Source organism: Staphylococcus sp. GDY8P67P (genome assembly GCF_017892545.1).
In the GTDB taxonomy this organism is placed as follows: Bacteria; Bacillota; Bacilli; order Staphylococcales; family Staphylococcaceae; genus Staphylococcus; species Staphylococcus ureilyticus.
In genome coordinates this window covers 60734-85995 of the sequence record NZ_JAESLH010000010.1, presented here as the reverse complement: position 1 = coordinate 85995, position 25262 = coordinate 60734, and the positions used below count along the sequence as shown (strand labels likewise).

The 25262-nt window shown below is 31.6% G+C and carries 23 protein-coding genes; 21 read left to right on the top strand and 2 right to left on the bottom strand.

The annotated features are described in order from the left end of the window. Positions 1-335 precede the first annotated feature (335 nt). From KA833_RS04395 to KA833_RS04345, 11 genes are all read left to right on the top strand, one after another. Positions 336-1565: a NupC/NupG family nucleoside CNT transporter gene (locus KA833_RS04395; RefSeq protein ID WP_070657593.1), complete on the top strand. Its 1230-nt coding sequence runs from the start codon at positions 336-338 to the stop codon at positions 1563-1565. 649 nt (positions 1566-2214) lie between these two features. After that, positions 2215-3051, top strand: coding sequence for a YitT family protein (locus KA833_RS04390; protein WP_046207325.1), 837 nt, complete (start codon positions 2215-2217; stop codon positions 3049-3051). A gap of 312 nt (positions 3052-3363) precedes the next feature. Next, positions 3364-4167 (top strand): ABC transporter ATP-binding protein, encoded by an 804-nt coding sequence (locus KA833_RS04385; protein WP_046207326.1) that lies wholly within the window; start codon positions 3364-3366, stop codon positions 4165-4167. An 8-nt stretch (positions 4168-4175) separates the two neighbouring features. After that, positions 4176-5177 (top strand): FecCD family ABC transporter permease, encoded by a 1002-nt coding sequence (locus KA833_RS04380; protein WP_210128509.1) that lies wholly within the window; start codon positions 4176-4178, stop codon positions 5175-5177. Beyond that, a complete protein-coding gene (locus tag KA833_RS04375; RefSeq protein ID WP_210128510.1) occupies positions 5174-6190 on the top strand; it encodes a FecCD family ABC transporter permease in 1017 nt (338 codons plus the stop codon). Before KA833_RS04380 ends, KA833_RS04375 begins: the two co-directional genes overlap by 4 nt. A gap of 238 nt (positions 6191-6428) precedes the next feature. After that, the gene (gene dhaK, locus KA833_RS04370) at positions 6429-7397 is read left to right on the top strand and encodes a dihydroxyacetone kinase subunit DhaK (protein ID WP_192946102.1); all 969 of its coding nucleotides are present in this window, start codon (positions 6429-6431) and stop codon (positions 7395-7397) included. A 31-nt stretch (positions 7398-7428) separates the two neighbouring features. Next, complete coding sequence (gene dhaL / locus KA833_RS04365) at positions 7429-8004, top strand: dihydroxyacetone kinase subunit DhaL (RefSeq protein ID WP_070657597.1); 576 nt, start codon at positions 7429-7431, stop codon at positions 8002-8004. Between the two features lies 1 nt (position 8005). Continuing rightward, on the top strand, positions 8006-8371 hold the full coding sequence (gene dhaM, locus KA833_RS04360) for a dihydroxyacetone kinase phosphoryl donor subunit DhaM (RefSeq protein ID WP_204180173.1): 366 nt from the start codon (positions 8006-8008) through the stop codon (positions 8369-8371). 179 nt (positions 8372-8550) lie between these two features. Then, on the top strand, positions 8551-9051 hold the full coding sequence (locus KA833_RS04355; protein WP_046207332.1) for a hypothetical protein: 501 nt from the start codon (positions 8551-8553) through the stop codon (positions 9049-9051). A 536-nt stretch (positions 9052-9587) separates the two neighbouring features. Next, on the top strand, positions 9588-10655 hold the full coding sequence (locus tag KA833_RS04350) for a YkvI family membrane protein (protein ID WP_064209560.1): 1068 nt from the start codon (positions 9588-9590) through the stop codon (positions 10653-10655). A gap of 147 nt (positions 10656-10802) precedes the next feature. Beyond that, positions 10803-11834: an alpha/beta hydrolase gene (locus KA833_RS04345; RefSeq protein WP_070038992.1), complete on the top strand. Its 1032-nt coding sequence runs from the start codon at positions 10803-10805 to the stop codon at positions 11832-11834. A 369-nt stretch (positions 11835-12203) separates the two neighbouring features. Here the strand turns inward: KA833_RS04345 and KA833_RS04340 are convergent, their stop codons facing one another. Then, entirely contained in the window at positions 12204-12710 is a 507-nt protein-coding gene (locus KA833_RS04340) for a GNAT family N-acetyltransferase (RefSeq protein WP_046207335.1), read from the bottom strand. Between the two features lie 121 nt (positions 12711-12831). Between KA833_RS04340 and KA833_RS04335 the strand changes: the two genes are divergently transcribed. From KA833_RS04335 to KA833_RS04315, 5 genes are all read left to right on the top strand, one after another. Then, positions 12832-13749, top strand: a complete 918-nt coding sequence (locus KA833_RS04335) for an NAD-dependent epimerase/dehydratase family protein (protein WP_210128511.1) — start codon at positions 12832-12834, stop codon at positions 13747-13749. Positions 13750-13762: 13 nt separating this feature from the next. After that, complete coding sequence (locus KA833_RS04330; RefSeq protein ID WP_046207337.1) at positions 13763-14437, top strand: response regulator transcription factor; 675 nt, start codon at positions 13763-13765, stop codon at positions 14435-14437. Next, positions 14430-15455 (top strand): sensor histidine kinase, encoded by a 1026-nt coding sequence (locus KA833_RS04325; protein ID WP_046207338.1) that lies wholly within the window; start codon positions 14430-14432, stop codon positions 15453-15455. The genes KA833_RS04330 and KA833_RS04325 overlap by 8 nt, the downstream gene beginning before the upstream one ends. Positions 15456-16132: 677 nt before the next feature. Further along, on the top strand, positions 16133-16750 hold the full coding sequence (locus tag KA833_RS04320; protein WP_019468170.1) for a DUF47 domain-containing protein: 618 nt from the start codon (positions 16133-16135) through the stop codon (positions 16748-16750). A 13-nt stretch (positions 16751-16763) separates the two neighbouring features. Then, positions 16764-17771: an inorganic phosphate transporter gene (locus KA833_RS04315; protein ID WP_046207339.1), complete on the top strand. Its 1008-nt coding sequence runs from the start codon at positions 16764-16766 to the stop codon at positions 17769-17771. 582 nt (positions 17772-18353) lie between these two features. Here the strand turns inward: KA833_RS04315 and KA833_RS04310 are convergent. After that, the gene (locus KA833_RS04310) at positions 18354-19163 is read right to left on the bottom strand and encodes a LysM peptidoglycan-binding domain-containing protein (RefSeq protein WP_046207340.1); all 810 of its coding nucleotides are present in this window, start codon (positions 19161-19163) and stop codon (positions 18354-18356) included. A gap of 451 nt (positions 19164-19614) precedes the next feature. Between KA833_RS04310 and KA833_RS04305 the strand changes: the two genes are divergently transcribed. The 5 genes from KA833_RS04305 to KA833_RS04285 all read left to right on the top strand — a co-directional run bounded on the left by KA833_RS04305 (position 19615) and on the right by KA833_RS04285 (position 25199). Further along, positions 19615-20277: a Bax inhibitor-1/YccA family protein gene (locus tag KA833_RS04305; protein WP_046207341.1), complete on the top strand. Its 663-nt coding sequence runs from the start codon at positions 19615-19617 to the stop codon at positions 20275-20277. A gap of 460 nt (positions 20278-20737) precedes the next feature. Continuing rightward, positions 20738-22888, top strand: coding sequence for a helix-turn-helix transcriptional regulator (locus tag KA833_RS04300; RefSeq protein WP_210128512.1), 2151 nt, complete (start codon positions 20738-20740; stop codon positions 22886-22888). Positions 22889-23054: 166 nt separating this feature from the next. Further along, on the top strand, positions 23055-23411 hold the full coding sequence (locus KA833_RS04295) for a transcriptional regulator, SarA/Rot family (RefSeq protein ID WP_070657608.1): 357 nt from the start codon (positions 23055-23057) through the stop codon (positions 23409-23411). Between the two features lie 566 nt (positions 23412-23977). Continuing rightward, positions 23978-24694, top strand: a complete 717-nt coding sequence (locus KA833_RS04290) for a YebC/PmpR family DNA-binding transcriptional regulator (protein WP_046207344.1) — start codon at positions 23978-23980, stop codon at positions 24692-24694. A gap of 1 nt (position 24695) precedes the next feature. Next, the gene (locus tag KA833_RS04285; RefSeq protein ID WP_070039001.1) at positions 24696-25199 is read left to right on the top strand and encodes a cupin domain-containing protein; all 504 of its coding nucleotides are present in this window, start codon (positions 24696-24698) and stop codon (positions 25197-25199) included. Positions 25200-25262: the final 63 nt, after the last annotated feature.

Genomic DNA, 25262 nt, shown 5'->3' with positions numbered 1-25262 from the left:
TGAAAACACGTATGATTGGATGCTGGATAAATATATTTTTTGACTATAAACGAACCATAAAATTTTTATTTTATATAATGTACATACATGGTATAATTATTGTGAATTCATAAGTGACAATCATTTGGGGAATGATAGATTTTTATCAAGAATGAAATTAAATAAATGGATTACAAAATTTAAGATGAGTATATTCGCTGCTATATAATTAAAATTGATAATTAACTTAATGAGCGAGAGCAGATATACTCATCTTAATAATTCTTATACATAATCGAGTGTTGCTTTTAAATATTCAAGTAGTTATTTATTCAATAAGAAATGGTGGGTGTATGATGTTTTTACTTATTAATATTATTGGGTTAATTGTGTTTTTAGGTATTGCTGTACTTTTTTCCAGAAAGAAATCAGATATCCAGTGGAAATCTATTGGCATTTTAGTCGTAATTAACTTATTCTTAGCATGGTTCTTTATGTATTTCCCTTGGGGGAAATTAGCGGTTCAATTATTGGCAAATGGTATATCATGGGTTATTGATTCTGCACATGTAGGTACGGGATTTGCTTTTGCCAGTTGGACAAATACAGAAATGATGGATATGGCTGTGAGTGCGCTATTTCCAATTCTATTAGTGGTACCACTTTTTGATATTTTGATGTATTTTAATATTTTACCCAAAGTTATAGGTGGTATTGGTTGGGCTTTAGCTAAAATTACACGTCAGCCAAAATTCGAATCTTTCTTTGGTATAGAAATGATGTTTTTAGGTAATACAGAAGCATTAGCAGTTTCAAATGAACAATTGAAACGCATGAAAGAAACACGTGTGTTAACAGTGGCAATGATGTCCATGAGTTCGATATCTGGTGCAATTGTTGGCGCGTATGTATCGATGATACCAGGTGACTTAGTGCTAACTGCTATTCCATTAAATATCATTAATGCAATTATAGTTTCTTCTATTTTAAATCCTGTTTCTGTGGAAGAAAAAGAAGATATTATTTATAGTATCCGTAATGAAGAAATTGAAAAACAGCCGTTTTTCTCATTTTTAGGAGATTCAGTATTAAATGCAGGCAAATTGATTTTAATCATCATTGCTTTTGTTATCAGTTTTGTTGCACTTTCTGATTTAATTGACCGTTTTATTAATTTAATCACAGGTATTATCGGTGGTTGGGCTGGTATAAAAGGAAGCTTTGGCCTAGATCAAATTCTCGGTACTTTTATGTATCCATTTGCTTTATTACTAGGATTACCGTTTGATGAGGCATGGATAGTGGCACAACAAATGGCGAAAAAAATTGTGACAAACGAATTTGTGGTGATGGGTCAAATTAAAGATGTTATTGATTCATACTCACCACACAGACGTGCAGTTATTGCAACATTTTTAGTATCGTTTGCGAACTTCTCAACAATAGGGATGATTATTGGAACATTGAAAGGCATTGTAGATAAGAAAACATCTGATTTTGTTTCGCAATATGTTCCAATGATGTTGCTTGCAGGAATTTTAGTATCGTTAATGACAGCTGGATTTGTTGGTTTGTTTGCTTGGTAATGATGGGTTGTAAGTGAATGACTCACTTATAGATGATATATGTCGAAATAATTGTCTAGGTCTATCAATCATGTAAGAAAATTAAATACAGTGAATTTATAATCGATCGTCTTGAAGTAAAAGTTGTATTAATTACTTAGTTGATATCAATAGACGGTAAAAAAAGGAGCGTGAGAAATCAATTGATTATTGATGTCAATAACGCTCCTTTTTTATATTAATGCTTGTTCGTATATGTATTATGATGATTTTAAAATAAAAAATAAAGCCAAGTAATTGACGTGAGGAGACACATGCAATATTACTTGGCTTATACGGGAAATGAATTAATTGTATATTAATAGTAAGGACTAGGTACTAAAAATATACTCGAGCAAAAATTGTTTTGTATGTTACTATAAACAACACAAAGGAGATGGCTTCTTATTGGCAATCAATAAGAAGATAAATTTTATTATAGCAAAGGAAAGTGTATAAGTAAACCGAAAATTCAGAATTTTTGAACTTTTAAAAGTGTAATAAAAAGAAATGTTATAATATCAAGGTTTTACAAGTAAGTGATTCAGAATTTTTTTCAAATATTGTTGTGGTATGTTCGATAGTTTGCTAATATTCAATTGATTGAAGTTAATATGAGGGGGTCATGTGGGTGAATAAAACAGTACGAGATTTGTTATTCGTTATAATTGGGTCATTTATATTTTCAGCAGGCGTTAATACTTTTATCATATCTGCTGATTTAGGCGAGGGAGGCGTGACCGGTATAGCTATCGTACTTTATTATGCCTTTCACATATCTCCTGGTGTAACAAACTTTGTATTTAATGCAGTACTTATCGCTATAGGTTACAAGTTTCTAAGTAAGAGAAGTATGTATTTAACGATAATAGCGACAATATTAATCTCACTATTTTTAGAATTAACAGTGAGTTGGAAAATTGAGACAGGTAATATTTTAGTTAATGCAGTATTTGGTGGCATGTCTGTAGGTCTAGGTATTGGTATTATCGTACTTGCTGGAGGGACAACTGCAGGAACAACGATTTTAGCTAGAATTGCTAATAAATATTTAGATGTTAGTACACCTTATGCACTGTTGTTCTTTGATTTAATTGTTGTTGCAATTTCATTAACAGTAATTCCTGTTCCGAGTGCGTTGGTTACAGTAATCTCACTTTATATCGGTACAAAAGTAATGGATTATGTCATAGAAGGTTTAAATACGAAAAAAGCAATGACGATTATTTCTAGTAAACCAGATGAAATAGCTAAAGTGATTGATGAACAGGTAGGACGTGGGTTGACAATTTTAAATGGGAGAGGCTATTTCTCTAAACAAGAAAAAGACATATTGTATGTTGTTATTACTAAAACGCAAGTTAGTAAAGCGAAACGTTTAATCAAACGCATTGATAACGAAGCATTCTTAGTGATTCATGATGTTCGTGATGTTTATGGTAATGGTTTCTTAATTGATGAACATTAAAAATGAAAAAATGCTAATTAAAACCTTGGTGTATGGATTAGATCCTACATCAAGGTTTTAATTTGAGTATCGCTACAATAATCCGATAACTAAGAATTTTCTTATATTGCTAAAAAACTGTATGGCAATTTAAAATATATTCATAAACCATACATTTTGCTTGCTATCATAAAACATTTATTAGTCATCATATCTAAAAAATGATATAATATCATCTGTGATAATGATTATCATTTAAAGGACAAATTAGAATAAAAATGACATAGATATAGATTGTTTTTGGTACATTTTGTATTAGGAAGAAGGGAAATTATGACTCGATTAGAAGGAGAACAAGTTACGATAGGTTATGGGGATAATGTTATTGTAGATAATTTAGATGTTCATATTCCGACTGGTAAAATCACATCTATTATAGGACCCAATGGTTGTGGAAAGTCTACATTACTAAAAGCATTGTCACGTCTTTTACCGATTAAAGATGGCGAAATTAAATTAGATGGTGAAAATCTGCATACACAATCAACAAAAGAAGTTGCCAAAAAAATTGCGATTTTACCACAATCTCCAGAAGTGGCCGATGGACTTACGGTTGGAGAGCTTGTTTCATATGGTCGCTTTCCACATCAAAAAGGATTTGGGAGACTTTCTGCGGAAGATAAAAAGGAAATTGATTGGGCCATGAATGTAACAGGTACTTATGAATTCCGATTACGTTCTATCAACGATTTGAGTGGTGGTCAACGTCAAAGAGTATGGATTGCGATGGCATTGGCTCAAAGAACGGATATTATTTTCTTGGATGAGCCTACAACATATTTAGATATTTCACATCAATTAGAAATTTTAGAATTAATTACCCAATTAAATCAAGAACAAGGTTGTACTATTATTATGGTGTTGCATGATATTAATCAAGCAGTTCGATTCTCAGATCATCTGATTACGATGAAACAAGGAGACATTGTTGCTGCTGGAGGTACAGAAGATGTTTTAACCAAAGAAAACTTAGAAAAAGTATTCAATATAGATGTAGAGATTAGTACAGACCCTAGAACAGGGAAACCTATGCTAGTTACCTATGATTTATGTAGAAAAAGCTATTCAGAAATTTAGGTGTAATCATGGCTACGCAAAAAAAGGGAAAATTAAGCTTCACAACAACATTAATAATTAGTTTGGTTCTATTAGTCATTGCTTTGACGGTATCAATATTGATTGGAGATGCTAAAATTCACATTTCTACAATATTTGATGCGATATTTAATTATGATAATAAGAATCAACAACATAATATTATTAGTGAAATACGTATACCAAGAGATATAGGAGCAATGCTTGTAGGTGTAGCATTAGCGACTTCAGGTGCAGTCATTCAAGGCGTTACTAAAAATGGTTTAGCAGATCCGAGTTTAATCGGATTAAATTCAGGCGCTTCATTTATGTTAGCGCTAACTTTTGCATTTTATCCAACAGCACCATTTATAGTGCTTATGATTGCAGGATTTATTGGAGCAATCATGGGTGGATTTATTGTATTGATGATTGGTAGGTCAAGAAGTGATGGCTTTAATCCGATGAGAATTATACTGGCCGGAGCTGCCGTAAGTGCTTTGCTAACAGCCTTAAGTCAAGGTGTAGCGTTATTGTTTAGATTAAATCAAAGTTTAACGTTTTGGAGCGCTGGTGGAGTTTCTGGTACGACTTGGAGGCAGCTTGTTTGGGCAGCACCATTTATTATTATTGCATTAGTTATCATTATTGCGATGAGTAAACATCTAACTATTTTAAATTTAGGTGAAACTTTAGCAATTGGATTGGGACAAAATGTTGCTTTAACACGTGCAATTGCTTTGATTATATCTATGGTTATGGCAGGTATTGCCGTAGCAATGGTGGGTCAAATAGCATTTGTAGGACTAATGGTTCCACATATTGTACGTTATTTAGTTGGTACAGACTACGCTCGTGTTCTGCCATTAACTGCTGTTATTGGCGGGTTATTGCTACTCGTTGCTGATACGGTAGCGCGCATGTTAGGTGAAGCTCCAGTAGGTGCAATCATTTCATTTATTGGCGTACCTTACTTCTTGTATTTGGTTAAACGAGGAGGACGCTTTTCATGATAGACCCAAAATTAAGATATAAACAGTTCATTACCATGATTATTCTTATAATATTGGTGGTATTTGCATGTGCTTGGAGTATGACTTCAGGTGAATATAAGATGTCTATAGGTACTTTTTTTAAAACGCTTATAGGTCAAGGTGAATATACCGACACACTCATACTTATGGAATTTAGATTTCCGAGAATGGTTATTACTATTTTAGCTGGTGCTGCTTTAGCAATGAGCGGAGCTATCATACAAAGTGTAACTAAAAACCCTTTAGCGGAACCTGGTATTTTAGGTATAAATGCAGGAAGTGGGTTTGCTATAGCACTATTTATTGTAGTTGGTCAAGTGAATGCAGATAATTTTGTATATGTATTACCAATTATAAGTATGATCGGTGGTATACTGACTGCGCTAGTTATTTTTTCATTTAGTTATAATAAAGGAGAAGGTATCACACCAGCAAGTATGGTGTTAGTAGGCGTGGGTATGGCTACTGCTTTAAGTGGTGGGTCCTTGACGTTAATGTCAACATTTGACGAAGATCAATCAGAGTTTATTGCTTCATGGCTTGCGGGTAATATTTGGGGCGATGAATGGGCGTTTGTAATTGCCTTTTTACCTTGGGTCATTGTACTGATACCGTTTTTATTATTAAAAGCGAATGTTTTAAATGTATTAAATACTCATCAACATATTGCTCAAGGTGTAGGTGTGAAAATTGGTAGAGAACGAATTGTATTATTGTTAATAGCAGTAGTTCTGTCGTCAGCTGCAGTATCCGTGGCAGGAGCTATTGGTTTTATAGGTTTGTTAGGTCCACATATTGCTAAATCAATTGTTGGTCCGAGACATCAAATGTTTCTACCAATTTCCATATTTATTGGTGCCTTTTTACTTGTGTTGGCAGACACTGTCGGACAAGTGATATTACAGCCTTCTGGTATGCCAGCTGGTATTGTTGTATCAATCATAGGCGCACCTTATTTTTTATATTTAATGTATAAAACAAAATCAGTTTAAATATGAAAATAGAAATCATTAAATGTTTGTGTGTAATAAATAAGTATGCAATAAAATTTCGTTATAACTAGATAGTCATTTAAGAAAAACTTTACAGATGGGCGGGTTTTAGAATCAATTTTGAAAAAGATTGATTGAGAACCCGCTCTTTTTTTAAATAAACCCTTTGAGTTGTTAGCGTTTACATTTGTGTGTAGGGTATACTATAAGTGAATAGTGAAAACAGGAGGTCCTCAATATGAAAAAGCTCATTAAAGATAAAACACAATTTTTACCAGATATGTTAGATGGTCTTTCGATTTCAAATAAAAATGTCGAAGTAATTGCTGATACGGTGGTTGTACGTAAACATAAAAAAGAAAAAGGCGTAGCTATTGTATCTGGTGGTGGCAGTGGTCATGAGCCAGCACATGCAGGTTACGTAGCGCAAGGTATGTTAGATGCTGCAGTGTGTGGTGAGGTATTTACATCTCCAACGCCAGATAAAATTTTAAGTGCGATTAAAGCTGTGGACAATGGAGATGGTGTACTGCTTGTTGTTAAAAACTATGCAGGTGATGTCATGAATTTTGAAATGGCACAAGAAATGGCAGAAATGGAAGATATCCAAGTAGAAACCGTTGTGGTCAAAGACGATGTTGCTGTTAGTGATGAAGCACAACGTAGAGGCGTTGCTGGTACAGTATTTGTGCATAAAATAGCTGGATATTTAGCAGAAAACGGAGCCTCACTATCGCAAATTAAAGAAAAATTAAATGAATTATTACCAACTATCAAATCAATAGGTATGGCTTTAACGCCACCATTGGTTCCAACAACAGGTCAATATGGCTTTGATATAGATGATGAATCTATGGAGATTGGTATCGGCATACATGGTGAAAAAGGTCTCTCACGCCAAAAAGTTGAAAGTGTAGATTTAGTCGTTGAACGATTGATTGCCGAACTATTGAAAGAGATAGATGATGAACGACTTATTGTGATGATAAACGGTATGGGAGCTACACCTTTATCTGAACTAAATATTGCAACAAAATACGTGGCACAACAACTCGAAGATAAACAAAAAGACGTAAAATTATGGTTAGTTGGAGACTATATGACTTCATTAGATATGGAAGGTTTATCAATAACATTTTTACCATATACGGAACAAGTTTATGAAGCATTGATTGCACCGACAAGTAGCCCGTACTTTAATGCTTAAATAAAAAATATAGGTTAGGAAGTGAAGCGGAATGAATGTGTCAGAGTTAAAAGAGAGATTGCTTAATTTAGTTGATGTCTTTGAAGAGAAAGAATCATTATTAACAGAATTAGATAGAGCAATTGGTGACGGTGATCATGGCGTAAATATGTTAAGAGGGTTTAAAGCTTTACCCGACCAGCTAGATGATAGCTCTGTGTCTGCATTATTAAAATCTACTGGTATGACTTTAATGTCTAATATTGGTGGTGCTTCTGGTCCACTTTATGGATTTAGTTTTGTGAAAATGTCTCAAGTTGTTGGTGATGAAATTGATAAAGAGAATTTAAAAACAATGCTTAACACATTTTCGGAGGCAGTTGCGCAACGTGGGAAAGTAGAGTTAAATGAAAAGACAATGTATGACGTTATTGAACGTACCAACAAAGCGATAAATAATGGTGAAACTTTATCATTTGAAGATTTACAATCTTTGGCAGAAGCAACTAAGGATATAGAAGCAACGAAAGGTAGAGCAGCCTATTTTAAAGAAGCGTCAAAAGGGCATGTGGACCCGGGTGCACAAAGCAGTGTATATATTTTAAACGCATTAATAGGAGCTGATTAATATGACACAAATTATTATTGTAAGCCATAGTAAAGAGATAGCAGATGGTACAAAAGCTTTGGTAAATCAAATGGTAGGAGAGAATATTAAGATTACTGCACAAGGTGGTGTGCATGGTGAAATTGGCACATCATATGATGATATCCAAACAATGGTGAATCAAATAGATGACGACGCATTATGTTTTTATGACATAGGTTCTGCTGAAATGAATACAGATTTAGCGATTGAGATGTATGAGGGAGAGCATCGTTTAGAAAAAATAGATGCCCCGATTGTTGAAGGTACTTTTACTGCAGCAGTAAATCTTTCTGTAGGAAAGACTATAGATGAAGTGTTAGATGAGTTGAATACGAAATTTGGCTAAGTCAACGTATTAATCAATGATCTCTTTCAAGTAGTTATAATGATATATATAGCGTATGTCGTTCTAACTGCTTCAATTAACTTGACAAAAATATTCTTTTTTATATGAATATATAATTAAGATATGGTAAAATGAGACTTAACTGTTAAAGAAATCTGGATATCTAGGAGGACATTGCAATGAAAGAATTGATACAAAAGCATGTCTTAAACGGCGAATTTGAATCAGTATACCGTCTTATGTCCCAGACAGATTTTATGGAATTTGAAGAAGCTTATATCTCAAGCGCTCATGAAGTGGAAAGTATCATGTTTTATACGTGTATTTTAGATATGATGAAAACTGAAGAAACAGCAGAAATGCATGACTTAGCTTTTCTACTACTCGTTTATCCATTAAGTGAACTACAAGGTGCTTTAGATTCTGCATATTATCATGCAGAGTCATCCATAAAACTTACTGACGGCAAAGAAGTAAAAAGCTTATTACAGATGTTGTTATTACATGCAGTTCCTGAACCAGTCATTTCTGATAAAAAAGCATTAGAGATTTCTCGTCAAATACTTAAACTAGATCCAACAAATAGCGTTGCGCGTAATGTACTAAAAGAAACAGCAAAACGTTTAGATAATGTTGTCGTTGATTTCAATGAACTTAATCGTTTTAAAAATGCACATTAACTTGAGTAAGTGACAGTTAAATCATAGAATAGTGTTTAATTCTGATGTGAAAACAATTGTATATGAAAATGACTTTTTGAGGCTGAGACAAATTGATTGTCTCAGCCTTTTTCATGAGCATAGTTCAGATATTTATTTTAAATCAGTAAAGTTTCTGCTCCGTTTTCTTTGTTTTATTGTTATAACATTAATGAAAATAAGACTTAAATTTATTTTTTATATTTGTTTGGTATAGTGGATGATGATGCAATGAAAATTTTTTCAAAAAATTTTTCATTATAATTTTTGAATTATTATGAAATTTAGAAATGTATAAATTTGCAAAAAGTTATTGGAATTTATTCATATTTATAGTGTATCTTGGAATTGACGATTTATTTTTAAAAGATAAAATGAATGATTAAAAAGAAATATATTGCTTAACTATTATGTTTAATTTTAATGAATTGTACAAATCTTAATTTTCTCATGTTGCAAATTACAGTCAGTACGTTATAATTACAAAATGTGTTAACTATGAGGAGGTTATTTATCACATGGGGTTGAATAAAGAAGCTATAAAAATTGGTTTCGCTTACGTCGGTATCGTAGTAGGTGCTGGCTTTTCAACAGGACAGGAAGTTATGCAATTCTTCTCGCCATATGGCTTATGGTCATATATTGGTGTTTTACTTTCTGGGCTAATTTTAGGATTTATTGGTAGACAAGTTGCGAAAATTGGTACTGCGTTTGACGCACAAAACCATGAATCAACTTTGGACTACTTATTTGGAAATGCGTTCAGTAAAATCGTAGATTACTTACTAATCTTTTTCTTATTTGGTATTTCAGTTACTATGATTGCTGGAGCAGGATCAACATTTCAAGAAAGTTTCGGTGTACCAACGTGGTTAGGTGCATTGATAATGGTAATTGCAATATATATCACACTATTGATGGACTTTAATAAAATCGTACGAGCTTTAGGTATTGTTACGCCATTCTTAATTATATTAGTAGTTATTATTGCTGCTTACTATCTTTTCAATGGTAGTATTTCATTAGGTAAAGTTAACGAAACTGTACCAAGTGACAGCTTATGGTTAGGTATACTTAAAGGTATTAACTATGGTGGTCTTGCATTTGCGGTAGGATTCAGTACTATTGTCGCTATAGGCGGCGATGCTTCAAGACGTCGTGTTTCAGGCGCTGGTGCGCTATTTGGTGGTATTATTTATACCGTGTTATTAGCGTTAATTAACTTTGCATTACAGTCTGAATTTCCAAAAATCAAAGATGCAGATATTCCGATGTTAACATTAGCAAATGCAATTAATCCTTGGATAGCACTAGTGTTATCAGTAATTATGTTAGCAGTAATGTATAATACAATTCTTGGTTTAATGTATTCATTTGCAGCGAGATTTACAGAACCGTATAGTAAAAAATATCATATCTTTATCATAGTTATGGTACTTGTGGCTTATGGTTTAAGCTTTGTAGGTTTCGCAGGTTTAATCAACTATTTATATCCAATAATGGGATATGTTGGTCTTATTGTTGTTATTGGAGTACTTATTAAGTATTACAGTAGAAAACGACAAAACAAGAAATTTATTGCTTAACTTTTAAAAGTGAAAAATTGTAAATTGATATATGATATAACTCAGCTTGCTAACGTATGCAAGCTGAGTTTTCTAGTTTATTATCCTTGTAATACTATTGTGAATTTATTTATTATGGTACAATGCTTCCGAAAGGAAAGGTAATCTATGAAGAAAAAACATAAATGGACCCTTATCACAACGTTTATCATAGTCACGGTTGTAGTAGTTATGGCAGTACTTTTAAAACTACAGTATGATAGACAAAACTCGAGTAGAGTAAACGAAAAAGTTCAAATTAATAATAAAAATGTGAATGCTTTTACAAATATCACATATGGAAAAGGGGCACCCAATAGTCGACTTGATATATTAACGCCAAATGAATTAGATCAAGATAACAAACTTCCAGTCATTTTTTGGATGCATGGCGGAGGATTTATTGCGGGAGATAAACAATATAAAAACCCATTATTATCTAAAATTGCTGAACAAGGATATATTGTGGTGAATATTAATTATGCACTTGCACCAGATTTTAAATATCCTACCCAGTTACAACAGATTGATCAAGCGGTAAGTTTTATTAAGAGAAATAAACATGAGTTACCAATTGATTTCAATCAAGTTATTTTTGGCGGTGATTCCGCAGGTGCGCAGTTATCAAGCCAATATACAGCAATACAAACGAATAAATCTTTAAGAGAGGATATGAACTTTAAGCAACAATTTGAAGCAGATCAGCTTAAAGCAGCTATCTTTTTTGGTGGCTTTTATGACATGAAGACAGTTAGAGCGACAGAATTCCCAAGAATTCAGCTCTTTATGGAAAGCTATACTGGAAAACGAGATTGGGAACAACAATTTAAGTATATAAGTGAGATGTCTACCATCAATCAAGTTACAGAAGATTATCCGCCAACATTTTTATCAGTGGGCGATGCCGACCCATTTTATAGTCAGAATATTGAATTCTATAAAAAATTAAAGTCAACAGACGTACCGGTGGATACATTATTTTATGACGGTTCTCATAAATTGAGACATCAGTATCAATTTCATATGGAATTGCCAGAATCACAGCAAAATATGAAAGACGTCTTAAGGTTTTTAAGCAGAAATACAACTTCTTCAGGCGTTGAAACGGAATATCAATCTGAAGAAGCGAATCCAAATGGAGTTGAATTAAACCCATATTAGATATCGATGATGTAACTATGTTTGATTTAAATAACATCAATGTTTTAAGGAAATTAAAAAACACTTTCGTTGAATGCAAATGAGATGTATTCATACGGAAGTGTTTTTTTAATAATAATGTATAGACTCGATTTAACTTAGTCGTTCTTTTGACTAAACGATTGAAATTGAAATAGAAGGATATACAGAACATATGGAAGTGATAATATAAAGGTGTAAGCAAGCTAGGTTTGGTTGGTATCATATACACTTCAATAATGGTTTAATTGTTAAAATATAGATGAAGACGAAGTTGTCATTTGGATATTTATCCAAAAACGATTAAACTGCAAATAAGGAACTATTTACTAATTTATTACATTAAAATCATTAAATTAGTAATTTTGCCATGATATATTTATTATAATATCGATGATCAATAAACAATTTATCTTTAAGTTCTCCTTCGACTTGATAGTTTGCACTTTTAAATAAATCAACAGCGGTCGTATTTTCGGGAACTACTTCAACTTCAATACGGTGAATGTCATGGTTTAAGCACCAAGCTTCTATGGAATTAATTAATGATTGTCCTAATCCTTTTTCACGATAATGCCTTATAACTCCCATAGAAAAGTGTGCTTCATGTCGTGTACGTTCGAAACTTTCGGTAGTGACAATTGCAAATCCTACGAGTTCGCCATTGTTTTCTGCAATATAAATTGCATTAGAAGGAGAAGTTATATAATGTTCTAAGGTTGCAATAGCATCCGTATTAGAGGGCGCATACTCACCAGGATTGTATATCAAATAATCAGATTCATCATAGATTGTACTTAATAGTTTTATAAAAGGTTCTATATCGTTGATACCAATTTCTCGAATTTGATGAACCATATATGTCCACTCCTCATTTCTAATTTTTAAAACTCAGTTATAGTATAACTTAACATCATTAACATGAATTTACTAGGGAATATTTAAAACAAGAAAAATATATGATAAAGGATGTCGTATAATGAAACCAAATATATTGCTTGCGGGTGTTACAGGTTATATAGGAAAATATCTAATTGAATCCATTAAAGATGAAGGAATCTTATATACATTGTCTAAGTATCCAAAAGAAAAAGAATATCAAGAAATTATTTGGCTTGAAAAAGATATTTATAACTATAATGATGTTTTAATTGCTATGGACGGTATAGATATTGCAATATTTTATTTAGATCCAACCAAGCATTCTGCTAAGCTGACGCATGCAACTGCTAGAGATATCAATTTGATAGCTGCAGATAATTTTGGGAGAGCTGCTGCCAAACAAGGTGTGAGTAAGATAATATATATTAGTGGTAGTCGCTTCGATGTTGAAACGAAGCAGCGTTTATCAGCATACGGTACTGAAGTAGAAGAAACGACGGCAGAAGTCGCCCGCCCTCACGTAGCAGTTGAGTTACAGACTTCAAAATATGATGATGTCAGAAGTGCGTTAAGTATACAACTACCGATGAATTGGACATTAAGCCAAATGGTAACATATTATTTTAAGTGGCTAGATGAAACGAAAGGAACATTGTTGCATACAGCAAAACAAGGGGATAATTTCATTGTGTACATGAAAAACAAACGCAAACCTATACTAGTACTGCGCAAAGAGAATACTGAAAAAGATATCATTACGTTGTATCTTGTGAGTGGTAGAATTGTAAAACCTAATTTAAAAAAGCAAGGGAAATTAGAATTTCGCAAATTAAAAGACACACAACAAGTCATCGTTCATTTGTTTGATTATATTCCTAAATTAACTTGGCCTGTTTATTACTTAATGCAATCACCTTTCCAAGATTTAATGATGCGAGGATTTGAAATTGATTGCCGCATTAAACATTACCAAGGTCGAATTAACTCCGGGGAAAATATAAAATATACAAAATAATTGAGGTGAGCTTATGGAAATTTTATTAGTGGAAGATGATATGACTTTATTTAAGGAACTTAGTGAAGAGTTGGAACAGTGGGACTTTAATGTTAATGGTATCGATGATTTTAATCTTGTAATAGAGAAGTTTAAAGCGGTTGATCCGGCAATAGTTATTATGGATGTTAAGCTACCCAAATATGATGGGTTTTACTGGACGAGAAAGATTCGCGAAATATCAAACACACCAATTTTATTTTTATCTTCAAGAGATAATCCAATGGATCAGGTAATGAGCATGGAATTAGGCGCAGATGACTATGTTCAAAAACCATTTAATACAAACATTTTAATTGCTAAACTACAAGCGATTTATAGACGCGTTTATCAATTTAGTATAGATGAGAAAAGAGTCATAACTTGGCAACAAGCGACACTCGACCTTACTAAGGATAGTATTAATAAAGACGATCAAGTCATATATTTATCTAAAACAGAAATGATTATTTTAGAGATGTTAGTGAAAAAACAAGATACGATTGTTACTAGAGATACATTAATAACTGCACTTTGGGATGATGAAGCATTTGTCAGCGATAATACATTAACAGTCAATGTGAATCGGTTAAGAAAAAAGCTTGCAGATATTAATATGAAAGATGCAATTGAAACGAAAATCGGTAAGGGATATATGGCTCATGGATAGTATGAAATGGGTATGGTTATTCCTGCGTTCACGTAAAAACTGGATATTTTGGTTGCTTGTTTTACAATTCATCTTTTTAGGTATTGCTTTTTTAGATTATGATTTAAATGTAAATAGTGTTTTATATATAATTATTTTAAATATAGGGTTAAGCTGTATTTTCTTATTATTTACATATTTAAAAGAAGTTAAGTTTTATAAGCACTTAGATGATAATATAGAACCCGAAGCGTTAAAGCATAAATCATTGGCCGATACTCCGTTCCAAGAAGAAATGTTAGCATATTTATATCATCAAATTACGACACAAAAAAGTTTAGTGACTAAGCAAAAACAACAAATCAAATCTACGGAAGCTGCGTTAACAGATTTTGTGCATGATATTAAGACGCCTGTCACTGCTTTAAAATTATTAATTGAAAAAGAAAGCGATGATAATAGAAGACGTGCACTCTTATTTGAATGGACACGTATCAATGACATGCTAGATAAACATCTATTTCTGACTCGATTAGAGTCGCAAAATAAAGATATGTATTATGAAAATGTTTACTTAAAACGTTTAGTTATAGACGAAATACAAATCACTAGATATATTAGCCAAGCGAAAGGTATAGATTTTGAACTTGAATTTGATGACAATTATAAAGTATATACAGATACGAAATGGTGTCGCATGATGATAAGACAAATTCTTTCCAATGCTGTTAAATACAGTGAAAACAGCACGATTCATGTAAGCGGCAAACTACTCGAAAACCATGTGACGTTGGAAATTAAGGATGAAGGTAGAGGAATCAGCAAAAAAGATTTGCCGAGAATTTTTGATAAAGGTTTTACTTCAACGGAAAATCGTAATGAAACGACATCTTCTGGAATTGGCTTATATTTGGTGAAAAATGTAAAAGAGAAATTAGGGATAACTGTTCATATCAATTCTGAAGTTAATAATGGAACGAAAGTGCAATTTGTTTTTCCAAACCAAAATGAAATAGTTAGCATGTTATCTGATTATTGATATTGCTCATGTACATTGTATAAAAAACTCTATAACCATTAAAAAAGCGACGTTTGACGCATAAATGATGCGATGAACGATAAGAAGGCAATTTCTAATTTTATGGAGAAATTGTCTTTTTTTATTATCAACCTTTGATGCAATTAAAATAAAACATATCTACATTTAACTTTATTTAGGATGAAATAGAGCGCAGAATAAAATTTTGATAGTATCTACAAATTCAAAAAATCAACTTTCTTTTGAACTAATTGTATCTAATTTAAGTTTGATATATAGAAAAATAATTGTTGCTTAAAAATAGTAATTATGCAAATATTGCTATTGTGTGTTTTGATATATGAATTTATAGATTTTAAAATCATTTTTGAAAAATTATAAATTTCGCAGATCAATATACACAAAATTATTAATTTAACGAAAATGTAATGTTAAGAATTTGTAAATTTAATTGTAGGATTGTTAAAATTGTGCTATTTTCAAATAAGGACAAATCAACATTTGTGAGATTTTTTAAACCTAGTAAGCAAAAACTCATTTACATAATTTTAATAAAATTAAAACAGTAATGGGTCTATTGTAAATCTTGCCAATCTTAATTTGTCTAGAAAAGAATGTAATTTTTTAAATTTATTGAAGGTGATTATATTGGTCACTGTAAATGGAGGATTTTTTGAATGTTTAACAAGAAAAAAGATAAGTTCATGGTGAAACTTGAAGAAATGGTTTTCAACTTAGACCGTGCAGCAATTGAATTTGGTAAAATGGATTTTAATACACACTTAGACCTTAAAGCATACTCAGATAATATTAAAACTTACGAATCACATGGTGACGAGCTCATGCATCAAGTGATTTCGGATTTGAACCAAACATTCATTACACCTATTGAACGTGAGGATATCCTCTCTTTATGTAACGCTATTGATGATGTTTTAGATGCAATAGAAGAAACATCAGCAATGTTTGAAATGTACTCTATAGAATATACCGATGAATATATGGCTGAATTTGTTGATAATATCCAAAAAGCTATTGCTGAAATGAAATTAGCAGTAGGCTTACTTGTCGATAAAAAATTATCTCACATGCGCATTCATTCTATTAATATTAAAGAATTTGAAACTAACTGTGATGGTATATTACGTCAGTCAATTAAACATATTTTTAACAGTGAAACTGATCCTATCACGCTTATTAAAATCAAAGAGATTTATGAAAGTTTAGAAGAAATTGCCGATAAATGTCAAGCTGTAGCGAATAACTTTGAAACAATAATAATGAAAAATAGCTAAGGAGTCCTAACTTATGGAATATATTTTGATTATCACAGTAGCTATCGTTATTTTTTCTTTGATATTTGACTTTATCAATGGTTTCCATGATACAGCCAATGCCGTCGCTACTGCTGTTTCAACACGTGCATTAACTCCTAGAACTGCGATTATTTTGGCGTCAGTTATGAACTTTATTGGTGCGTTAACATTTACTGGAGTTGCAAGTACGATAACAAAAGATATTGTAGACCCATTTAAATTAGAAAATGGTCTAGTTGTGGTTTTAGCTGCTATTATGGCAGCAATTATTTGGAATTTAGTAACTTGGTTTTTTGGAATACCTAGTTCTTCTTCACATGCATTAATTGGATCAATTGCTGGTGCAGCAATTGCTTCTCAAGGTACATTTGCTGTACTACATTATCAAGGCTTTACAAAAATAATCATAGTATTACTTTTATCACCAGTTATTGCGTTTTGTGTTGGTTTTATTATGTATTCAATTGTTAAAGTAGTTTTCAAAAATGCAAATCTAACGAAAACGAATCGTAACTTTAGATTTTTCCAAATTTTCACTGCTTCATTACAATCATTTTCACATGGTACAAATGATGCACAAAAATCTATGGGGATTATTACTTTAGCACTTATAGTTGCGAATATCCAAACAGGTACAAGCACTGAGCCTCAATTATGGGTTAAGATTGCCTGTGCTACTGCAATGGGGTTAGGTACAGCTGTTGGTGGTTGGAAAATTATCAAAACAGTTGGTGGAAATATAATGAAAATACGTCCAGCTAATGGTGCAGCAGCGGATTTATCTTCTGCTTTAACTATTTTTGTTGCGTCATCACTACATTTCCCACTTTCAACGACACATGTTGTGTCTTCATCTATATTAGGTGTGGGTTCTTCTAACCGCATTAAAGGTGTGAAATGGAATACAGCACAACGTATGATTGTGACTTGGGTAATTACATTGCCTATTTCAGCATTATTAGCTGCTTTAATATATTTTGTAATTAATATTGTTTTATAAATATTAACAAAAATGAGTAATAAATAGCTGAATGACTTTAAAATAAATACAAGATAAAGATTCTATGACATAAATACTAGAAAAACAGCACTCGGATGATTCAATTCATCTGAGTGCTTCTTTGTTTTATTCCATAATTCGTATTGTTGGTTCGTATTCTTGGGAACGGAGCTTCAACCTATAGTCTTCAGCTTGTCCTGTTCCTTCAAGCATCTCGTCAAAATATAATGTACACATATATAATTTTATATTGAAATACTTAAAAAAAGCACTTACGTATATTTAATAAACACTACTATACTAAATTATCAAGATGCTATATCGTATCATCCTAAAATATTTTATACTACCAACATAATAGGGACTTTATTGGTAGTAGGTAGTGTTTTTGTGTGTGCATTTCTGTGCGCTGCCTTTGCTTGTAGTGTTCGACTAATGCTATGTAGTTGTCATAAATGATTGTCGAGATTAAAATATATATAAATAAAGTAAGTAAACAAAATAAAGCGTCAATTTCTATAAAAACCTTATAGAAATTGACGCTTATTTATTAATGTTAGAGGTTTAAGATGCTTCCTCTTTTTAATGAATGTAATTATAGCTAGAAGCAGTAGATGCTGGAATTGTACGATAATCTACTGTACCTGGAGGTGTATTATAATTCATTTCTGATATTAAAATACTGCCATCAGGATTTACTTGCTCAACATATGCAACGTGACCAATTGGACCTTCGTAATTTTGCATGATAGAACCAGCAGTTGGCGTGTTGTTTACTGTGTAGCCGTCTGCTGCAGCATTGTTAGCCCAGTGATCAGCATTCCACCAATATGTACTAATTGGTTGTCCAGTTTCTGCTCTACGGTTAAATACATGCCATGTACATTGACCCCAATCATATAAATTAGCGTCACTAGCAGAATTATTACCAGTAGAAGGCGATTGTGTAGCAGTGTTACCAGAACCACCTGAACCACCAACACTTGATCCATTTGGAATCTTAAGTGATTGACCAGGTTGGATTAAATAACCATTTAGATTGTTCGCTGACATTAATGCATCAACTGAAACACCATAATTGTTAGCAATGATATTTAATGATTCACCAGATTTAACTGTATGTGAAGAACCACCTGATGTTTGTGAAGAAGCGTTTGAACTTGAGCTTTGACCACTTCCACCAATTTCGATAACTTGTCCCGGAAATACCATGTTGTTATCGAGGTTATTGTTTTGTTTAATCTCATCTACTGAAACACCATATTGTTCTGAGATTGTCCATAGTGACTCACCTGATTGTACTGTATGCTGTGTTGATGCTTCAGCTTCATGGTTAGCAATAAATGCTGCTGCACCTGAAGCAGCAGTGACTGCAAATGCAAACTTTTTCAAAAGAACTCCTCCTCACACCTATATAAATAACTCATTTTAAATTAAATATATCTGTTTGATTTTCTTTAATTGAATTCATGTTACATACTAACAAAAATTAGGTGACTTGTGTCTATTGTTATAGAGATGTAACATTATTAACATTTTAGAACATTGAGATATAAACCTAATAAATACTTTTGTTATGGACTTTAAACGAAATTTTGGTTTTGAAATTCATTTAAAAATTTATGACTTTGTAACATTAGAAAACGTGTGGAATTCAATTAACGTTAACATCTTTTTGGAATTGATAGTTAAAATGTTTGATTTTAGGTGGAATAGTGAAAATGAAAGTAATGTATTTTATATAAACAAAACTTTAACAACATTTAAGCACATTAATCAGATATGTTGAGGAATACATTCTAATTAATGTGTAAGATGTTATAACATCTAAGGAGTGAAATGATTGGCTGAATCAACACAACAAATTAATCAAAAACAATCTAAATCAAAGCAGGATAAATCCAATTCTCATGCGTATGGTAAAGTATGGTTATTCTTTATTTATTATTGGATTATTTTTGGCATTGGTTGCTATTTTGGGCAGTTTTTACCCATGGAATGGAGAAAACCACTCTCTATCGTCTTGCTAGTTTTAGTTTTATTTACAGTTTTAACGAATCGTGCACGTAAATATGGATTGGTAATTTCACATATATATGCAATTATTGTCGGCTTATTGTCCTATGCTACATTTACAGCTTATTTGCAAAATTTAGGACCAGAAGTGTTTTATAAGAATGTGTTACTAGCAATAGGTGCTTTTATCGCATTTGGTTTAATTGGCTATTTCATTGTCGATAACGCTTCAGGAATGGGTAAATACTTATTTGTAACATTAGTGGCTCTGATTGTTGCTGGAATTATTGGTATGTTTGTGCATAATCCAATTTTCCATACAATCATTACAGTAGTAGGCTTACTATTATTCTTATTATATACAATATATGATTTTAATCGTATGAAACGTGGTCAGTATTCTCCACGAGAAATGGGATTCAACCTATTTATCAATTTATTACACATTATTAAATATGTACTAAGACTTGCGAATAAATTTAAAAAGTAAATATTAGATTTAAAATTAAAAAATATGAGTTATAAATTCTAATAGAAGCGAGAGCCGTAACTGGATTTTTACAGAAATTCAGTTACGGTTTTTTAGATTATTATTTTGCTTTTAATTTTTATTTGTCTAGTATCTTAAAATGATCATTACACAATATTCAGCTAATATAAGATTGACATGCAACGATGACTTTAATTTATGATTACATAATAATGTTATATAACAACTTATTTTATCAATAATAAAATATAAAAAAGTTAGAATTAAGGACGATGAATGAAAAAATATGTTGACAAATTAAATTATTATATTCAAAATTATGTAATGGTAAAACATGTACTTTGAAACTAAAACAGTGAATGTTCTATTTTCAAAAGATGAAAATATAAAAGAAATAATCAATTTTATAAAAATGATTTTATATGTATGGTGTATAACAGAATATGAGAGAGGTTGGAATATGGAAGTACAGTGTTTAAATATTATTTCTAATAATTTTTATCCTACTAAACGTGTAACAGATGGCATACTAGTATTACTGCCAATAAAAGGAGTATTAGAAATTCAACAATTTACAGCTAATATAAAAGTTGAAACGGAATTGTTAATCGTAAACCATACAGAAATTTTTAGCATTAAACGCAATGAAGCAACCATTTTATTATATATAGCGAGTGATTGGTTTTTAGAACGAGGTTATCCTTTTTTTGATTATCAATACGCCTCTAAGTTGATTCAGTCTACAGCACAATTAACTAAATCCTTAATTGAGCTGACGAAACACTATTTGAACGATACTTTAAGTTATGATATTTATGAAAATTACATGGTCAAAATTGTTGAAATTATTGCTAATGAAGCTAAAGTAGATTCGGATTATTTATCCCAACAAACTGATCACGCATACTTTGGTATTACTGGAGAAATACTTGATTATGTAAATCGTAATTTGAAGCAACCATTAACATTAAAGTCAATTGCTGACCATATATTTATTTCACAATCAAATATATCTAGTCAATTTTATAGTAAGCTAGATATGAATTTTAAAACTTATGTGGATACATTAAAATTGGCGGCATCTATGAAAGAGCTATTGGATAGTCAACATACCATTGGAGAAATATCTGATTTATACGGTTTTAGTAGTGCAGCACTTTATAGTAAAAAATTCAAACAATATTACGGTTACACACCTAATCAATATCGTAAACTCTCAAAATACAATAAGTATTTATATTTTCCTTATGAAACATTGAATGACACATTTAAAGATCAAGTAAAGGCTCAACTTACTGCAAAATTAGAAGATAGTTATGTACAAAACAATGAAATTAGTATTTGTACTGATCATTTTTTGGATAATCGTAATTCATCCATGATTATTCAAATTTACACAATAGCAGAGTTATACCAATTGTATACTGATTCTAAAATGAGTTATTTGTTTGAAAATGAGGAACAGATTTATATTTATTGCAATATCAACGTAAAAGATATTCAACAATACATTTCTGAACAAAAAACATATAAAGCTTTTGACTTTATCATATCAAACAATGCTAATTTGGTACTTCAAATCTACGAAAGTCAAGATGTTGAAATATATTTGAATCAGATTTGCAAACCCTACGCGGCTTATTTGCAAACTAGCACAAAGTTAAACAAAGATTTACTAAAAAAGATAAGCTATTGTTTTGATTTAAGTACAATGTCAATAAAAGAAATATACCGTAACATTATCAAAATTAAACAATTTAGAGAGAATGTAAAATTTGGTATTGATATTACTCGTTTATTTAATGAACCAGATGCTTTTAAAATGATGGAAGTACAATTAAAGAGAATTGGTTTTGATTACTATTTTGTAGATAATCAAAAGTTATCAGTGCCATGTTTTAATGAATCACATGAAATGCTGTTGACGAAAGAAATTTTTAAATTTAATTATATAAGGAAAATCATGGCAGAAATGTGTTTGGAGGATAGGTATTATTTTTTATTAAATGTAAGAAATAATTTTTTATTGCATGACGAGTCAATGAATATTATTGAAAGTCCGCCATTGTTAGTCGGTGTGTTTAAAAGAATATTAAAGCATTTTTCGGGTATAGGTGTAGATTTGATACAGCAAATGAACGGTAATGAGGCGTTATACTTATATGATAAAAGTGGTTTCCGTACATTGGTAGGAACTATGTTTCATCGTTTAATAGAAAAAACACGTTATAAAGTTTATGAACATGATTTTTATACTATTATTGATCAAGAGGATAAAATTAGCGTTTATATCAGTGATTGGCAAATTATGGAAAATGAAGTTTCAAAGCACTATACAACAAAAATGTCGGTTAATATCAATTTCAAAGATTTGAAGTTAAGAAAAAAATATTTGATTTTTAAAGAGACATATAATAATGCGCATGGAAATATCAATTGTGTGATACCTTGCAATTTGCGCGAAAAATATCCGTGGTCTGATATATTTATAGAAAAAATTGAATCATATAATCAGCCACGCATAAATGTTTTCGAACATTCATTTAACGACAAATCTTTAAGCGTAGCAATCGATCATAATACTGTACACATTATTGATATTTATAAATAAATGTTTAAACCTAAATTATATAATTAATTTAACATGTTTTGTGATATTCAATTTACTGCTGTTCGTAATAATGACAAAGCTATAAAAATAAATGATAAAGACAGAGTTACTTTTTTTAGAGATAATGAAATTGTATTGCTTACTAGCATTTGGAGGTGTAGCAACAATGAATGATGAAAAAAAGGCGCAGTTATTAAAAATTTATAAAAAATATAATAAAGTAATGTCTTATATAGAAAGTAAATATAAACTAACAATGAATGACATTGCTATTTTGGAAATAATACAACAAAATTGTCAACAGCAAAACATGCTGATGCAGCCATTTTTAAAAATTGCGACGACTGAACTCGATTTGAGTCGAACAAAAGTGTTGGCATCAATTCGACGATTAATTAACCAAGATCGTGTAAGCAAATTACGTTCGACAAAAGATGAGAGAAAAGTTTATTTATCGATGACTGAAGAGAATGATAGGAAGTATCACACATTGTTAGATGAAATTGAAACACAGGTAGACTAAAATATTAAAAATTCATGTTTACATAATGACAATAAAGCTTTAATCAGTTACAAATATTAAATAGTATAATGATACTTCGTGACGAAAGTAGGACAGAAATTTAATTTTATTAAATAGATTTCGTCGTCTCCTCTAATAAGGATTACCTGAGCTTTAGCTCATGCATAAGAACCACTAACCCAACAAGTTGGGAAGTGGCAATAAGGATTACCTGAGCTTTAGCTCATGCATAAGAACCACTAACCCAACAAGTTGGGAAGTGGTTCTTTATATGTTTTAAAATCACTTTTAATATGTATTTAAGTACTCAAAGAAGCGGTTTTCATATCTTAAAATTACCGATGTATAATGTTAAAAGGGGCTAATTCATTCTATATGGATGATACTCTATGTGACAAACGATCAATGTTTGATACAAACTAATAAGTTGCCAAAGGGTATAGATATTTCGAGAGACGTAATAAAAAATACAAGCAAAGTAGTAGGTTAGTCTATGTGATATAATAAAAATATTGTATAATATGATGTACTGACATACGCATTTAATTAGAAAGTGAGATGACATTATGGGACGTAAGTGGAATAATATTAAAGAGAAAAAGGCCCAAAAAGATAAGAATACGAGTAGAATTTATGCTAAATTTGGTAAAGAAATTTACGTAGCGGCTAAATCTGGTGAACCCGATCCAGTATCAAACCAAGCATTAAGATTAACTTTAGAAAGAGCAAAAACATATTCTGTACCAAACCATATTATAGATAGAGCTATTGAAAAAGCTAAAGGTGGCGGCGAAGAAAATTATGATGAGTTGCGATATGAAGGGTTTGGCCCGAATGGCTCTATGATAATCGTAGATGCGCTTACTGATAATGTAAATAGAACTGCATCTGATGTTCGTGCTGCATTTGGTAAAAATGGAGGTAATATGGGAGTTTCTGGATCTGTTGCTTATATGTTTGAACACACTGCAGTATTTGGTGTTGAAGACAAGTCAGCGGATGATGTCTTGGAAAGCTTAATGGAACAAGAGATAGATGTTAAAGATGTCATTGATGAAGATGGTTTAACCATTGTATATGCTGAGCCTGATCAATTTGCCCAAGTGCAAGATGCATTACGTGCATCAGGTGTTGAAACATTTAAAGTAGCGGAATTTGAAATGTTACCACAGTCAGATATTGAGTTATCAGCAGAAGATCAGGAAACCTTTGAACAATTAATTGATGCATTAGAAGAATTAGAAGATGTTCAGAATGTATTCCATAACGTGGATTTGAAATAGCATGAATAAAAATCAAGAAGTACAAAAATGGATTGACCAATTACAATTATATCCGCATCCAGAAGGTGGCTATTATAAAGAGACTATCAAAGCGGTACCGACTAGCTCAAATCAAAGATCGGCTTATTCGAGCATATACTTTCTTTTAACGCACGATAATATATCACATTTTCATCGAATAGATGCTGATGAAATCTGGTATTATCATGCAGGAGATTCTTTGACTGTTCACATGATATACCCTGATGGCAATTATCAAAAAGTAACAGTTGGCCCCAACATCGAAAGCGGTGATGTATTGCAACATGTTGTTCCAAAGGGCACAATTTTTGCATCGTCTATTGAAGGCTGTGCTGGTTATGCGCTTGTTGGTTGCATGTGTCATCCAGCATTTGAATTTAAACATTTTGAGTTATTGAGTAAAGAGTGGCTAAACGAAACATATCCAGCCTTAAAACACATTAATGATCGTTACGCTTTATCAATAATCGACATTAATAGTTAAATATAAAGGAAAACTCGTATTACTTTCTCGTTAAAACAGTTGTGAAAGTAATACGAGTTTTTT